Raw genomic sequence first — 12,573 nt, forward strand, 5'->3', positions numbered from 1 at the left:
GTCGCTCCGGGACCGGTCAGAGGCGGCAGGCGTGGATGGCCGTGGTGAGGATGGCGCGGGCGCCGATGTCGTACAGGTCGTCCATGATGCGCTGCGCCTCCTTGGACGGGACCATCGCGCGGACGGCGACCCAGCCCTCGTTGTGCAGCGGGGACACGGTCGGGGACTCCAGGCCGGGGGTCAGCGCGACGGCCTTCTCCAGCTGCTCGACCCGGCAGTCGTAGTCCATCATCACGTACGTGCGGGCGACGAGGACGCCCTGGAGGCGGCGCAGGAACTGCTGCACCTTGGGCTCGACGGTCTCGTCGGGCTCGGCGGAGGCGCCGGTGCGGCGGATGACGACCGCCTCGGACTTCATGATCGGCTCGCCGATGACCTCGAGGCCCGCGTTGCGCAGGGAGGTGCCGGTCTCCACGACGTCGGCGATGACCTCGGCGACGCCGAGTTCGACGGCGGTCTCGACGGCGCCGTCGAGGTGGACGACGGAGGCGTCGATGCCGTGGTCGGCGAGGTGCTTCGCGACGATGCCCTCGTAGGAGGTGGCCACCGTCATGCCGCTGAGGTCCGCCACCGAGGTCGCCGTGCCGGGCTTGGTGGCGTAGCGGAAGGTGGAGCGGGCGAAGCCGAGCGGCAGGATCTCCTCGGCCTTGGCGCCGGAGTCGACGAGCAGGTCGCGGCCGGTGATGCCGATGTCGAGGCGGCCCGAGGAGACGTAGATCGCGATGTCGCGGGGGCGGAGGTAGAAGAACTCGACCTCGTTGACCGGGTCGACGATCCGCAGTTCCTTGGATTCGCGGCGCTGCTGGTAGCCGGCCTCATGCAGCATCTCCGCCGCAGGGCCGGACAGTGAACCCTTGTTGGGGACGGCGATGCGCAGCATGAGGTCGGCTTCCTTTGTGTCGAAGGGGTGTGTCGCGGACGTCGGTCCTACAGGTGGGCGTAGACGTCGTCGAGGGAGATGCCGCGGGCGACCATCATCACCTGGACGTGGTACAGCAGCTGCGAGATCTCCTCGGCGGCCGCTTCCTTGCCCTCGTACTCGGCGGCCATCCAGACCTCGGCGGCCTCCTCGACGACCTTCTTGCCGATGGCATGGACGCCCTTGTCGACCAGCTCGGCGGTGCGGGAGGTGGCGGGATCGCCGTGGGCGGCCTTGTGCTGGAGCTCGGCGAAGAGCTCCTCGAACGTCTTCTTGGACATGGTGGTCCACACCCTACGCGGTGACGGGGACTGCTCACCGCCAGGGTTCGGATACCGAACGCAGCGTGGCCGCGGTCGCCACGGCCGCGGTGACCGCCTCGTGCCCCTTGTCCTCGCTGGAGCCGGGCAGTCCGGCGCGGTCCAGGGCCTGCTCCTCGGTGTCGCAGGTGAGCAGCCCGAAGCCGACGGGCACACCGGTGTCGACCGAGACCTGGGTGAGGCCCTGGGTGACGCCCTGGCACACGTAGTCGAAGTGGGGCGTGCCGCCCCGGACGACGACGCCGAGGGCGACGACCGCGTCGTAGCCCCGGCCGGCCAGGACCTTGGCGACGACCGGGAGCTCCCAGCTGCCGGGGACCCTGAGCAGGGTCGGCTCGTCGATGCCGAGGTCGTGCAGGGCGCGCAGGGCGCCGTCCACCAGTCCGTCCATCACCTTCTCGTGCCACTGCGCCGCGATGACGGCGACCCGCAGGTCCCCCACGTCGCGTACGGACAGTTCCGGTGCGCCCTTGCCGCTCACGTCTCTCCTCGGTGGTTCTGTTACTGGTTGCCGCAGGCGGGCACGGTCGGCGTGTCCAGCCAGGGCAGGTCGTGGCCCATCCGGTCCCGCTTGGTGCGCAGGTACCGGAGGTTGTGCTCGCTCGCGGTGACGGGCATCGGTTCGCGTCCGGTGACCTCGATGCCGTGGCGGACGAGCGCGTCGGACTTGTCGGGGTTGTTGGTCAGCAGGCGGACGCCGCGGACGCCGAGGTCGGCGAGGATCTGCGCGCCGGCGCCGTAGTCACGGGCGTCGGCGGGCAGGCCGAGTTCGAGGTTGGCGTCGAGGGTGTCCCGGCCGCGCTCCTGGAGTTCGTAGGCGCGCAGCTTGGACATCAGGCCGATGCCGCGTCCCTCGTGTCCGCGCAGGTAGACCACCACGCCGCGGCCCTCGGCCTGGATGCGGTCCAGGGAGGCGTCCAGCTGGGGGCCGCAGTCGCACCGCCGGGAACCGAAGACGTCGCCGGTGAGGCATTCGGAGTGGACGCGGACGAGGACGTCCTCGCCGTCGCCGATCTCGCCGTGGACGAGGGCGACGTGCTCGACGCCGTCGACGGTGGAGCGGTAGCCGTACGCGGTGAAGGTGCCGTGGGAGGTGGGCAGATGGACCTCTGCCTCGCGGCGGACGGTGGGTTCGGCCGAGCGGCGGTAGGCGATCAGGTCCTCGATGGAGATGATCGTCAGGCCGTGCTTGCGGGCGAAGGGGATCAGCTCGGGCAGCCGGAGCATGCGGCCGTCCTCGCCGGCGATCTCGACGATGGTGCCGGCCGGGCGCAGCCCCGCGAGGCGGGCGAGGTCGACGGCGGCCTCGGTGTGGCCGTTGCGCACCAGCACACCGCCGGCGCGGGCGCGCAACGGGAAGACGTGCCCGGGCCGGACGAAGTCGGCCGGTTCGGCGGTGCCGCTCGCCAGCAGCCGGAGCGTGGTGGCGCGGTCGGCGGCGGAGATGCCGGTGCTCACGCCGTGGGCGGCGGAGGCGTCGACGGAGACGGTGAACGCGGTCTTCATCGACTCGGTGTTGTCGTCGACCATCTGCGGGAGCCGCAGCCGGTCCAGTTCCCCGCCTTCCATGGGGGCGCAGATCAGGCCGCGGCACTCGCTCATCATGAAGGCGATGATCTCCTCGGTCACCTTCTCCGCGGCGATGACGAGGTCGCCCTCGTTCTCCCGGTTCTCGTCGTCGACGACCACGACCGGGCGGCCGGCCGCCATGTCGGCGACGGCCTGCCGGACCGGGTCGAGCGCGAAGTCCTCGAAGTCGCCGGTGCCGTACGGGGCGGGCGGGACGGGGAGGGCGGCGCGACGGGGGTCCCCCCAGGCCCCGTGCTCCGGGGGAGCCTCGTCCGGGGTGGTGGCGGGAGACGGGTGGGCGCTCATGCCGGCGCTCCTTCCAGGGCGGGCCGCGCGTCGCGGGACCGCAGCCACCAGTCGCGCAGTCCCCACAGGACCAGCGCGCCGTAGACGACGTAGACGAAGCCGGAGAAGGCGAATCCGTTGGCGAAGTTCAGCGGGACGCCGACCAGGTCGACGAGCAGCCAGGCGAACCAGAACTCGACCATGCCGCGGGCCTGGGCGTACATGGCGACGATCGTGCCGACGAAGATGTAGGCGTCCGGCCAGGGGTCCCAGGACAGCGACGGGTAGAGGGTGAACAGGCCGCCGACCGCCAGGGTGCCCACCGCCGCGGTGCCCGCCAGGAGGGCGCGCTCGCGCCAGGTGGCGAACCGTACGGCGACGGATCCGTCCTGTGCCCGCTGCCGGCCGCGTCGCCACTGCCCGAAGCCCCAGGCGGCGACGAGCATCACGACGATCTGCTTGCCGGCGCTGCCGGAGAGGTGGGCGGTGGCGAAGGCCGCGAAGAGGATCAGACCGGAGACGAACTGGGCGGGCCAGGTCCAGATGGAGCGGCGCCAGCCGAGGGCGAGGGCGAGGAGACCGACCACGTTGCCGATCATGTCCGACCACTTGATGTGCTGGTCGAAGAGGGTGAACGCCTCGGAGTTGAGCCAGGTCACCGGGCAGCCCCCTCACCGATGGCGCGGTCGCCGAGCATCCGCTCGACGTATTTGGCGATGACGTCCACCTCGAGGTTGACCGGGTCGCCGGGCTGCTTGATGCCCAGTGTGGTCAGGGCGAGGGTGGTGGGGATCAGGCTGACCGTGAAGTGGTCGCTCCCGGCGTCGACGACGGTGAGGCTGATGCCGTCGACGGTGATGGAACCCTTCTCCACGACGTAGCGGGAGAGGTCCGTGGGGAGCGAGATCCTCACGATCTCCCAGTTCTCCGACGGCCGGCGTTCGAGGATCTCGCCGGTTCCGTCGACATGGCCCTGCACGATGTGGCCGCCGAGGCGCCCGCCCACGGCCATCGGGCGTTCGAGGTTGACGCGCGAGCCCACGGTGAGTGCGCCGAGGCTGGACCGGTCGAGGGTCTCCGCCATGACGTCGGCGGTGAACTCGTCGCCTTCGTGCTCGACGACGGTGAGACAGACGCCGTTGACGGCGATGGAGTCGCCGTGCTGGGCACCCTGGGTGACGGCGGGGCCGCGCAGTCGGAAACGACAGGCGTCGTCGAGGGTTTCGACGGCGGTGATCTCGCCCAGCTCTTCGACGATTCCGGTGAACACTTCCCGGGTCCTCCTGCCTCTTCGGGCACGGACTCCGGGGCTGTCGATGACGACGACACGTACGGGTGAGGACACCGGGAACGACGCCGGACAGAGCTCGCCGCAGGGGCGAACCGGTACGGCGGCGCGCATGGATGCTCGCCCGCCGCGCACTGCCTCCCATCCGGACTTTAACCGTCGGTCCAGGAATTTCACCTGGTCAACCGGTCGCTGGAGGCGACCGGGTCGCGGACTGTAACCGCCGGTTCGGACTTTCACCGACCCCGGAGTGCGCTGCTACTGGTACAGGGCCAGTTTGCCACGACCGGCCGTCGTCCATGCGGGCGAGGGGTGTGCGGTGTCTCACAGGCCGTCACCCGAGGGCCGCCGGGCGCCGGACGGGGCTCACGTCCCTTCCCGCGGCCCGCCCTTGCCACCCCTGCCGCCCCCGCCGCCCTCCAATTGGTCCGTACCTATTGACGTCGTGGTCTAGTCCTCTTAGGGTCTGCGCCATCCTCCCCGCAGGGGAACCCCCACCGTGCCGTCCCCCTCACGCCCCGGGGCGAGACCCACTCCGCCCACCCGTACGCCTCGGCCGCGTACGGCGGGGGCGGCGTGGTGTCCCGCGAGCGGCACGTGCGGAAGGAGCGGTGGTGGACGCGGGGCGAGGAGCCCTGCACCACCGGGGAACGGGGAGTGCGGCGGGACCGGGGAGCCTGCCGCCCCCTCCTGGAACGGCCCGGCGGCGGTGACGACGGCCCTTGCCCGCCGCCGGGCCTCACCAAGCGCGGGTGCGGGACGGACCGCGGCCGGAGGAGCCGGACCCCCTACGGCGCCGGCCGGCGCGGGAGGGGCGGCCCCGGGACCGATGTCACATCCGACGGCGGCCGGGCCGGGCCGGGGCGCTCCGGCGGGCCGCGTCGACGGCCCGGTTCGGCGGGGCGGCGCGTCGGTGAAGTCGGTGGACTAGTGGTCCGGGGCTCCGAAGAGCTCGTCCTGGGCCTGGTCACGGGCGGTCAGCAGGGCGCCGCGCAGCACCGCGCCGCCGCCCAGGGTGCTGGGACGCACTTCGGCGGGCAGCGGTGAGAGGACGGCCAGGCGGTCCCGGACCCGGGCGGCGAGTGCCTCACCACCGGCCTGACCGACCTCTCCGCCCAGCACCACGCATCCGGGATCCAGCAGCGCGACCACCGACGCGACGCCCACCGCGATCCGGTCGGCCAGGGTGTCGAGGAAACGTGCCGGCGCGGACGCCGGTCCGGCCGCCGCGACCGCCGCCCGTACCGCACCCGCCGCCTCGGGTCCGGCTCCGGGCTCCGCCGTCACGCCGCACTCCCCCGCGAGCCGTGCGACCGCCGCCTCCCCCACCAGGGAGTGGAAGCCGCCCGCGCAGTCGGTGGCCGACGGCAGGCCGCTGGTGCCCGGGACCGGCAGGAAGCCGATCTCGCCGGTGCCGCCGGAGGCGCCCCTGCGCAGGGCGCCGTCGAGGATCACGGCCGCGCCGGTGCCGTGGCCCAGCCACAGCAGGACGAAGGTGTCCCGGTCGCGGGCCGCCCCGTCGCGCTGCTCGGCCAGCGCGGCGAGGTTGGTCTCGTTCTCCACGCTGACGCGCGCCTCGGGCAGCCGCTCCTGGAGCGTGGCGACCAGGCGGCGGTGCCACTCGGGCAGGCCGGTGGAGTCGCGCAGTTCGCCGCTCGCGGGGTCGATCAGCCCGGGCGCGCCGATCCCGACGGTGTGCAGCCGGTCGGCGCCCGCCTCCTTCGCCGTCCGCTCGACCAGCGCCACGGCCTGCTCCACCGCCGGACCCGTTCCCGTGTCCCCGGTGATGGGCGCGGAGGCCTCGGCCAGCACCTCGCCGACGAGGTCCGACACGACCACGGTGACACCCTCGGTGCGGACGTCCAGGGCGGCCAGATGCGCCCGGCCCGCGACGATCCCGTACAGCTTGGCGTTGGGCCCGCGCCGCTGCTCGCCCGCCTCTCCGACCACCGCGACGAGACCGGCCGCGGTGAGACGCTCCACCAGGTCGGCGACGGTCGGCCGGGACAGGCCGGTCAGCTGCTTCAGCTGCCCTGCGGTCAGCGGGCCTCCCTGCTGGAGCAGGCGCAGGGCGAGCCGGTCGTTGATGGCTCTGGCGGTGCTCGGGGATGCGGCCATGCCGGGATCCTTCCAGATCGACGGGACCGGTCGGCACGAGGACCGGAGGCACGGAACGGGCGCGGTACGAGCGTGGAGCGGGCGCGGGGTGCTCCGTGAGCCCCTTATCTTTCAGGCAGGGTTCCTGATAGTTTACGGCGGCGCGTACGGCGGCGGACCACCGGGAGGGGCGGGGCGATGAGTGCAGTGGTGTACGGACAGCGGGACGTGAGGCGGGCGCGGTACGCCGTGGGCGCCGTGTTCGCGGTGCACGGCGCCGTCACCGGATCGTTCGCCACCCGGGTCCCGTGGATCCAGGACCACGCCGGAGTGAGCGCGGGCCAGCTCGGGCTCGCGCTCGCCTTCCCCGCGCTCGGCGCCTCCCTCGCGATGCCGCTGGCGGGGAGCATCAGCCACCGCTTCGGCGCCCGGACCGCGCTGCGGGGCCTGATCGCCCTGTGGACGCTCGCCCTCGTCCTGCCGTCGGCCGCCCCGAACCTGCTCACCCTCTGCCTGGCCCTGTTCGTCTACGGCGCCACGGCGGGCATGTCGGACGTGGCGATGAACGCCCTGGGCGTGGAGGTGGAGAACCGCCTCGACAAGTCGATCATGTCCGGGCTGCACGGCATGTGGAGCGCCGGCGCGCTGATCGGTTCGGCGGCCGGCACACTCGCCGCCCACCTCGGCTCGGACGCCCGGCTGCACCACGCGCTCGCGGCCGCCGCCCTGACGGTGGCGGGCGTCACCGCCTGCGCCTGGGTGCTCGATCTGCAGCCCGCCGAGGACGAGGAGCCGCCGCCGCGGTTCGCGCTGCCGCCGCGTTCCGCGCTGCTCATCGGCGCGATCGGTTTCTGCGCGGTGTTCGCGGAGGGCGCGAGCCTGGACTGGTCGGCGGTCTATCTGCGCGACCAGCTGGGGACCTCGGCCGGTCTCGCGGCGGCCTGTACCACCGGTTTCACCCTCACCATGGCGATCGCCCGGATCGCCGGGGACCGCGTGGTGGACCGCTACGGCGCGGTGCGCACGGTCCGGGCGAGCGGGGTCGTCGCCGTCCTCGGCGCACTGCTGATCGTCCTCGCGGAGCACCCCGCGACGGCCATGGGCGGCTTCGCGCTGATGGGGCTCGGCATCGCGGTGGTGGTGCCGCTGTGCTTCGCCGCCGCCGGGCGCAGCGGCGCCAATCCGAGCCTGGCCATCGCGGGCGTCGCGACCATCACCTACACCTCGGGGCTCATCGCCCCGAGCGCCATCGGCCTGCTGGCCCAGGCGACCAGCCTGGTGGTGTCGTTCGTCCTGGTCACCGTGTTGTCGTGCGGGATCGCCGGCTTCGCGGGCGTGCTGCGCGCGGGGGACCGTACGAAGATCACCCGGCCGGAGGCAGCAGTTCCCGGCCCGCGGCCCTGAACGCCTCGCTCCAGGGCGCCGGGCGCAGCGTGGCGGCGTCCAGCCGCACCAGCACCCGGCTGCCCCGCGCGTAGGTCACCGCCCCGTCCGCCGAGCAGAAGCGGAAGCCGTAGGTGAGCCCGGTCCTGCCCAGCCGGTCCAGCCAGAGGTGGACGGCGTAGGCACCCGGCCGGGTCACCGGCGCCTCGTACCCGATCCGCAGTTCCCGCACCGCGTTGCAGGCGTCACCGGCCGCGGCCCAGTCGCCGTCGAAGCGGACGCCCTTGCCCTGCCACAGCTGCGTCCACGCCCGCTCGACCAGCAGCGGATAGCGGGCGTTGTGCAGCAGGCCCAGCGCGTCGAGGTCGTCGAAGTGGACGGTCACGGGGATCAGCCGGCCGTACGTCGGTGCGGGGGCGGGCGGGGCTTCGGCGGTCACGGGCGGGACTCCTGGGGCGTACGGAACGAGTGCCGCATACATCGGTCTGCGGCGCGCCCACATCCTAAGCAGACGCTCAGCCGGGGCGGCCTCCGGTACGGAGCACCGCTGCCCAGCCGCCACAATGGTCCGGACACGCTGCACAGACGAACGAAAGCGACAGCCCATGGATCTCGGCGTCAGGTGGACACTCCACGGGGACGGCCGCACCCCGGCCCCCGGTGCGGTGGTCCGCCCCGACGAACGGCTCTCCTGGCCCCGCACCGCGGGCCTGGGCGCCCAGCACGTGGTGGCGATGTTCGGGGCGTCCTTCGTCGCCCCGGTGCTGATGGGTCTGGACCCCAACCTGGCGATCATGATGTCGGGCGTCGCGACCGCCGTCTTCCTGCTGGCCACGCGCGGCCGGGTGCCCAGCTACCTGGGCTGCTCGCTCTCCTTCGTCGGCGTCGCCGCGGTCATCCGGGCCCAGGGCGGGTCCAGCGCCACCGTCACCGGCGCGGTGCTGGTGGTCGGTGCGGCGCTGTTCCTGGTGGGTCTCGCGGTACGGCGCTTCGGGGCGCGGATCATCCACGCCGCGATGCCGCCGATCGTCACCGGCGCGGTGGTGATGCTGATCGGCTTCAACCTGGCGCCGGTCACCGCCGCCACCTACTGGCCGCAGGACCAGTGGACGGCGCTGTCCGTGATGCTGTTCACCGGACTGGCCGTGGTCTGCCTGCGCGGCTTCTGGTCCCGGATCGCGATCTTCCTCGGACTGCTCTTCGGATACGCGCTGTCCTGGGCGCTGGACCGGGTTCTCGGCAGGATCCACTCGGCGGACGCGACCGGCAAGGTCACCGACCACTGGCGCCTGGACCTCTCGGGCGTGGGCCGGGCCGACTGGATCGGCCTGCCGGACCTGCACGGCCCGTCCTTCGAGTGGTCGGCGGTCCTGGTCGCCCTCCCGGTGGTCATCGCGCTGATCGCGGAGAACGCCGGGCACGTCAAGGCGGTCGGCGAGATGACCGGCGACGACCTCGACGACAAGCTCGGCACGGCCATCTCCGCCGACGGCGTCGGCTCCATGCTGTCCACCGCCGTCGGCGGCCCGCCCAACACCACCTACTCCGAGAACATCGGCGTGATGGCCGCGACCCGCGTCTACTCCACGGCCGCGTACTGGGCGGCCGCCGGCTTCGCCCTGCTGTTCGGCCTCTGCCCCAAGTTCGGCGCGGTCGTGGCCGCCGTCCCGGGCGGTGTGCTCGGCGGGATCACCGTCATCCTGTACGGCATGATCGGCCTGCTCGGAGCGCAGATCTGGATCAACGCCAAGGTGGACCTGCGCAATCCGCTGAACCTGGTACCGGCCGCCGCGGGCATCATCATCGGCGTCGGCAACGTCACGATGGAGTTCACCGACACGTTCTCCCTGAGCGGCATCGCGCTGGGCACGCTGGTCGTCATCACCGGCTACCACGCGCTGCGCGCCTTCGCGCCCGCCCACCTCAAGACGCAGGAACCGCTGCTCGACGAGGGCACCTCCTCCTACGACACCGGTGCCACCGAGAGTGATCAGCGCGCCAGGTCGTAGGCGCAGGACGGGCCGAAGGCGCCCGGCGCTCCCCTGCATCCGTCCGACTCCCCCGGCAGCCCGACCCACAGGCAGGCGTCGATGCCGGTCTCGCCGGTGCCGGGCGTCGGGGCCCGGCCGAGCCTGCGGCCTGCCGGGCCGCACCACGCGCCGTCGGACGGGGCGCCGGCGCCGGGCACGTGAGCCCGACACGGTGCTGCTCCCCCTCCCTCACGGCGGGAGCGTTCCCCCGTTCCGGGGAAGCTCCGGGCCCGCCGCCACGCGTACGAGCCCAGAGGTGCGACTCTGCGCTCATGGCGCGATGCGAACAGGTCCTCACGTCCGTGGACGGGGTCATCTCCCGTATGCGCGACCTCGACGCGGTGCTGCCCGCGCGGGACGGGGTCGCGGTGTTCAACCGCGTCTACCTCACGGTCACCGAGGCCGTGGACCGGCACATCGACGCGGGCCGTTTCCCGGACGCGCGGGCGGCGATCACGCTGGATGTGCGGTTCGCGGAGCGCTATCTCGCCGCGGTCGACGCGGCGTCGCGGGGGCGGCGGCCACCGGCCTGCTGGCGTCCGCTGTTCCAGTACCGCCGCCACCCCGGGGTACGCCCGCTGCAGTTCGCGCTGGCGGGCGTCAACGCGCACATCGGCCACGATCTGGCGCTCGCCGTCGTGGACAGCTGCCGTACGCTCGCCTGCGAACCCGCCGATCTGGAGGACGAGTTCGACGGCGTGGGCGAACTCCTCGTTTCGCTGGAGGAACGCATCCGCGAGGAGCTGATGCCGGGACCCGACGTGCTGCGGATCACCGACCCGCTGACCCATCTCCTCGGCGCGTGGAGCCTGGAGCGCGCCCGGGACGCCGCCTGGACGGCGGCCCGCGCCCTGTGGGCGCTGCGCCGGCTGCCGGACGTCGCCGGGGAGTTCGCCGACAGCCTGGACACGACGGTGGGCTTCGCGGGCCGCATGCTGCTCACCCCGCTGCGGGACTGAGCCGGGCCCTCAGTCCTCGGGGAGTTCCACGGGAGCGATCTCGTCGTAGACGTCGCCGGGGCCCGGATTGGTCGGGTCGGTCTCGCCGCCGAAGTGACGCATGACGCCCCAGACCGCGTTCAGCGCGGTCTGGACGGCGCCCTCGGCCCAGCCGGCCGTCCAGGAGATGTCGTCGCCGGCGAGGAAGATCCCCCGCTTGTCCTCGGGCAGCTCCTCCTGCATGAAGTGGGTGAACAGGCGCCGCTGGTAGCGGTAGTGGCCGGGCAGGTTGGCCTTGAACGCGCCCATGAAGTAGGGCTCGTTCTCCCAGGAGACGGTCACCGGGTTGCCGATGATGTGCTTCCTGATGTCGACGCCGGGGTAGATCTCGCCGAGCGACTTGAGCATGACCTCCATCCGCTCGTTCGCGGACAGCGGCAGCCACTTCAGGGCGTCGTCGCACCAGGTGTAGGAGAGGCAGATGACGGCGGGTTTGTCCGGTCCGTCGTCGAGGAGGTAGGTGCCGCGGGTCATGCGGTCGGTGAGCGTCATCGACATGACGTCCCGGCCGGTCGGGTTCCCCTTGTCGTCGAGGGCCTCGTCCAGCCAGAACGGCCGGTCGACGGGCACGAAGAGCTTGCTGGACTCCATGTAGTGGGTGCGCTCGATGGCGGTCCAGTGGTCGATCGGGAAGAGCGAGTCGTCACAGGCGATCTTCGACAGCAGCATCCAGGACTGGGCGGTGAAGACCGCCGCCCGGTACGTACGGATGTCCCCGTCGGCGTCGGTCACGGTGATCCGGTTGCCGGCCGTGCGGTGCAGCCGCGTCACCGCCGGGCGTGGTTCGCCGTCCACGTGCAGGGACTTCAGCGAGGTGCCGTACGGCCAGTGGACGATCTTCTCCGGCTCGCGCTCCCACAGGCGCAGCGGCAGCTGCTGGGAGCCGCCGACGATGCCGCGGTGGTGGTCGTCGGCCTCGGTGTAGACGACGCGGAGGATCTCCAGGATCGAGTTGGGGAAGTCGGTGTCCCAGCCGCCGGTGCCGAAGCCGACCTGGCCGAAGATCTCGCGGTGCCGGAAGGACTTGAAGGCCTCGGAGTCGCAGAGGAAGCCGTAGAAGGTCTGGTTGTCGAGCTTCTCGACGAGCCTCGCCCAGATCTCGCGGATGCGCGGCACGTCCCGCTCGCGCAGGGCGCGGTTCATGTCGGAGAAGTCCGCGCCCTCCTCCAGGCACCGGGCCCAGGCGGCGGCCACGTCCCGGTACACCTGGGGCAGGTCGTCCAGGGTCTCGGCGTAGTGCGACTCGCCCTTGAGGTCGACGACGGTGGAAGGGGTGGCCTCGGCGAGCGGGTTGGGGAACGGGCGGGTCTCGAGACCCACCAGGTCGATGTAGTGCTGCAGCGCCGTGGAGGAGGGCGGGAAGCGCATCGCGCCCATCTCCGCGGTCAGGGACGGGTCGCAGCCCTCGAAGCCCACCGTCCGCAGCCGGCCGCCGATCCGGTCGGCCTCGTACACGACGGGCTTGAGGCCCATCTTCATCAGCTCGTAGGCGGCGACGACGCCGGACAGGCCGCCGCCGATGACGGCGACCTCGGCGCCGTGCTCGGTCGCGGGCACCTGGCCGAGGCCCGCCGGGTGGGCGAGGAAGTCGTCGTACGCGTACGGGAAGTCCGGACCGAACATGGTGATCGGCGGCTGCTGCTCGTCTGCGTGCTCGATCGCGTTGGGCACGGTGGACGTCATG

General features: G+C 72.4%; 13 protein-coding genes and 1 riboswitch. Of the genes, 3 read left to right on the forward strand and 10 right to left on the reverse strand.

All coding sequences use genetic code 11. The features are described 5' to 3' along the window. Nucleotides 1–16 precede the first annotated feature (16 nt). The 7 genes from hisG to ACF07S_RS18045 all read right to left on the reverse strand — a co-directional run bounded on the left by hisG (nucleotide 17) and on the right by ACF07S_RS18045 (nucleotide 6,499). Nucleotides 17–880, reverse strand: coding sequence for an ATP phosphoribosyltransferase (gene hisG / locus ACF07S_RS18015; RefSeq protein ID WP_391964390.1), 864 nt, complete (start codon nucleotides 878–880; stop codon nucleotides 17–19). A gap of 47 nt (nucleotides 881–927) precedes the next feature. Next, nucleotides 928–1,200 (reverse strand): phosphoribosyl-ATP diphosphatase, encoded by a 273-nt coding sequence (locus ACF07S_RS18020; protein ID WP_030420890.1) that lies wholly within the window; start codon nucleotides 1,198–1,200, stop codon nucleotides 928–930. 34 nt (nucleotides 1,201–1,234) lie between these two features. Then, entirely contained in the window at nucleotides 1,235–1,720 is a 486-nt protein-coding gene (ribH, locus tag ACF07S_RS18025) for a 6,7-dimethyl-8-ribityllumazine synthase (RefSeq protein ID WP_391964391.1), read from the reverse strand. Between the two features lie 20 nt (nucleotides 1,721–1,740). Further along, nucleotides 1,741–3,114, reverse strand: coding sequence for a bifunctional 3,4-dihydroxy-2-butanone-4-phosphate synthase/GTP cyclohydrolase II (locus ACF07S_RS18030; protein ID WP_391974575.1), 1,374 nt, complete (start codon nucleotides 3,112–3,114; stop codon nucleotides 1,741–1,743). Further along, entirely contained in the window at nucleotides 3,111–3,752 is a 642-nt protein-coding gene (locus ACF07S_RS18035) for a nicotinamide riboside transporter PnuC (RefSeq protein WP_391964393.1), read from the reverse strand. The genes ACF07S_RS18030 and ACF07S_RS18035 overlap by 4 nt, the downstream gene beginning before the upstream one ends. Further along, a complete protein-coding gene (locus ACF07S_RS18040; protein ID WP_391974576.1) occupies nucleotides 3,749–4,363 on the reverse strand; it encodes a riboflavin synthase in 615 nt (204 codons plus the stop codon). The genes ACF07S_RS18035 and ACF07S_RS18040 overlap by 4 nt, the downstream gene beginning before the upstream one ends. Before the next feature lie 145 nt (nucleotides 4,364–4,508). After that, nucleotides 4,509–4,639: riboswitch (FMN riboswitch) on the reverse strand. 669 nt (nucleotides 4,640–5,308) lie between these two features. Continuing rightward, complete coding sequence (locus ACF07S_RS18045) at nucleotides 5,309–6,499, reverse strand: ROK family transcriptional regulator (protein ID WP_391974577.1); 1,191 nt, start codon at nucleotides 6,497–6,499, stop codon at nucleotides 5,309–5,311. A 177-nt stretch (nucleotides 6,500–6,676) separates the two neighbouring features. On the opposite strand from ACF07S_RS18045, the gene ACF07S_RS18050 reads away from it, so the two are divergent. Further along, nucleotides 6,677–7,882, forward strand: coding sequence for an MFS transporter (locus ACF07S_RS18050; protein ID WP_391964396.1), 1,206 nt, complete (start codon nucleotides 6,677–6,679; stop codon nucleotides 7,880–7,882). On the opposite strand, the gene ACF07S_RS18055 is transcribed toward ACF07S_RS18050, so the two are convergent. Beyond that, on the reverse strand, nucleotides 7,842–8,300 hold the full coding sequence (locus tag ACF07S_RS18055) for an acyl-CoA thioesterase (RefSeq protein ID WP_391964397.1): 459 nt from the start codon (nucleotides 8,298–8,300) through the stop codon (nucleotides 7,842–7,844). The two genes, ACF07S_RS18050 and ACF07S_RS18055, sit on opposite strands and share 41 nt — an antisense overlap. A gap of 166 nt (nucleotides 8,301–8,466) precedes the next feature. Here ACF07S_RS18055 and ACF07S_RS18060 point away from each other — a divergent pair, with 166 nt between their 5' ends. Beyond that, nucleotides 8,467–9,870 (forward strand): uracil-xanthine permease family protein, encoded by a 1,404-nt coding sequence (locus ACF07S_RS18060; protein WP_391974578.1) that lies wholly within the window; start codon nucleotides 8,467–8,469, stop codon nucleotides 9,868–9,870. On the opposite strand, the gene ACF07S_RS18065 is transcribed toward ACF07S_RS18060, so the two are convergent. Then, nucleotides 9,852–10,049: a glycoside hydrolase family 6 protein gene (locus tag ACF07S_RS18065; RefSeq protein ID WP_391974579.1), complete on the reverse strand. Its 198-nt coding sequence runs from the start codon at nucleotides 10,047–10,049 to the stop codon at nucleotides 9,852–9,854. The two genes, ACF07S_RS18060 and ACF07S_RS18065, sit on opposite strands and share 19 nt — an antisense overlap. A gap of 114 nt (nucleotides 10,050–10,163) precedes the next feature. On the opposite strand from ACF07S_RS18065, the gene ACF07S_RS18070 reads away from it, so the two are divergent. Next, on the forward strand, nucleotides 10,164–10,850 hold the full coding sequence (locus tag ACF07S_RS18070) for a DUF5995 family protein (RefSeq protein ID WP_391964399.1): 687 nt from the start codon (nucleotides 10,164–10,166) through the stop codon (nucleotides 10,848–10,850). A gap of 9 nt (nucleotides 10,851–10,859) precedes the next feature. On the opposite strand, the gene ACF07S_RS18075 is transcribed toward ACF07S_RS18070, so the two are convergent. Beyond that, nucleotides 10,860–12,572, reverse strand: coding sequence for a flavin monoamine oxidase family protein (locus tag ACF07S_RS18075; RefSeq protein WP_391964400.1), 1,713 nt, complete (start codon nucleotides 12,570–12,572; stop codon nucleotides 10,860–10,862). Nucleotide 12,573 lies beyond the last annotated feature (1 nt).

Source organism: Streptomyces sp. NPDC016640, from assembly GCF_043076215.1.
GTDB lineage: Bacteria > Actinomycetota > Actinomycetes > Streptomycetales > Streptomycetaceae > Streptomyces.

Excerpts from the sequence above, each read along its gene's own strand:
- ACF07S_RS18050 (WP_391964396.1), top strand. The coding sequence starts at position 6,677 with ATGAGTGCAGTGGTGTACGGACAGCGGGACGTGAGGCGGGCGCGGTAC.
- hisG (WP_391964390.1), bottom strand. The coding sequence starts at position 880 with ATGCTGCGCATCGCCGTCCCCAACAAGGGTTCACTGTCCGGCCCTGCG.
- ACF07S_RS18045 (WP_391974577.1), bottom strand. The coding sequence starts at position 6,499 with ATGGCCGCATCCCCGAGCACCGCCAGAGCCATCAACGACCGGCTCGCC.
- ACF07S_RS18060 (WP_391974578.1), top strand. The coding sequence starts at position 8,467 with ATGGATCTCGGCGTCAGGTGGACACTCCACGGGGACGGCCGCACCCCG.
- ACF07S_RS18075 (WP_391964400.1), bottom strand. The coding sequence starts at position 12,572 with ATGACGTCCACCGTGCCCAACGCGATCGAGCACGCAGACGAGCAGCAG.
- ACF07S_RS18030 (WP_391974575.1), bottom strand. The coding sequence starts at position 3,114 with ATGAGCGCCCACCCGTCTCCCGCCACCACCCCGGACGAGGCTCCCCCG.
- ACF07S_RS18070 (WP_391964399.1), top strand. The coding sequence starts at position 10,164 with ATGGCGCGATGCGAACAGGTCCTCACGTCCGTGGACGGGGTCATCTCC.
- ACF07S_RS18020 (WP_030420890.1), bottom strand. The coding sequence starts at position 1,200 with ATGTCCAAGAAGACGTTCGAGGAGCTCTTCGCCGAGCTCCAGCACAAG.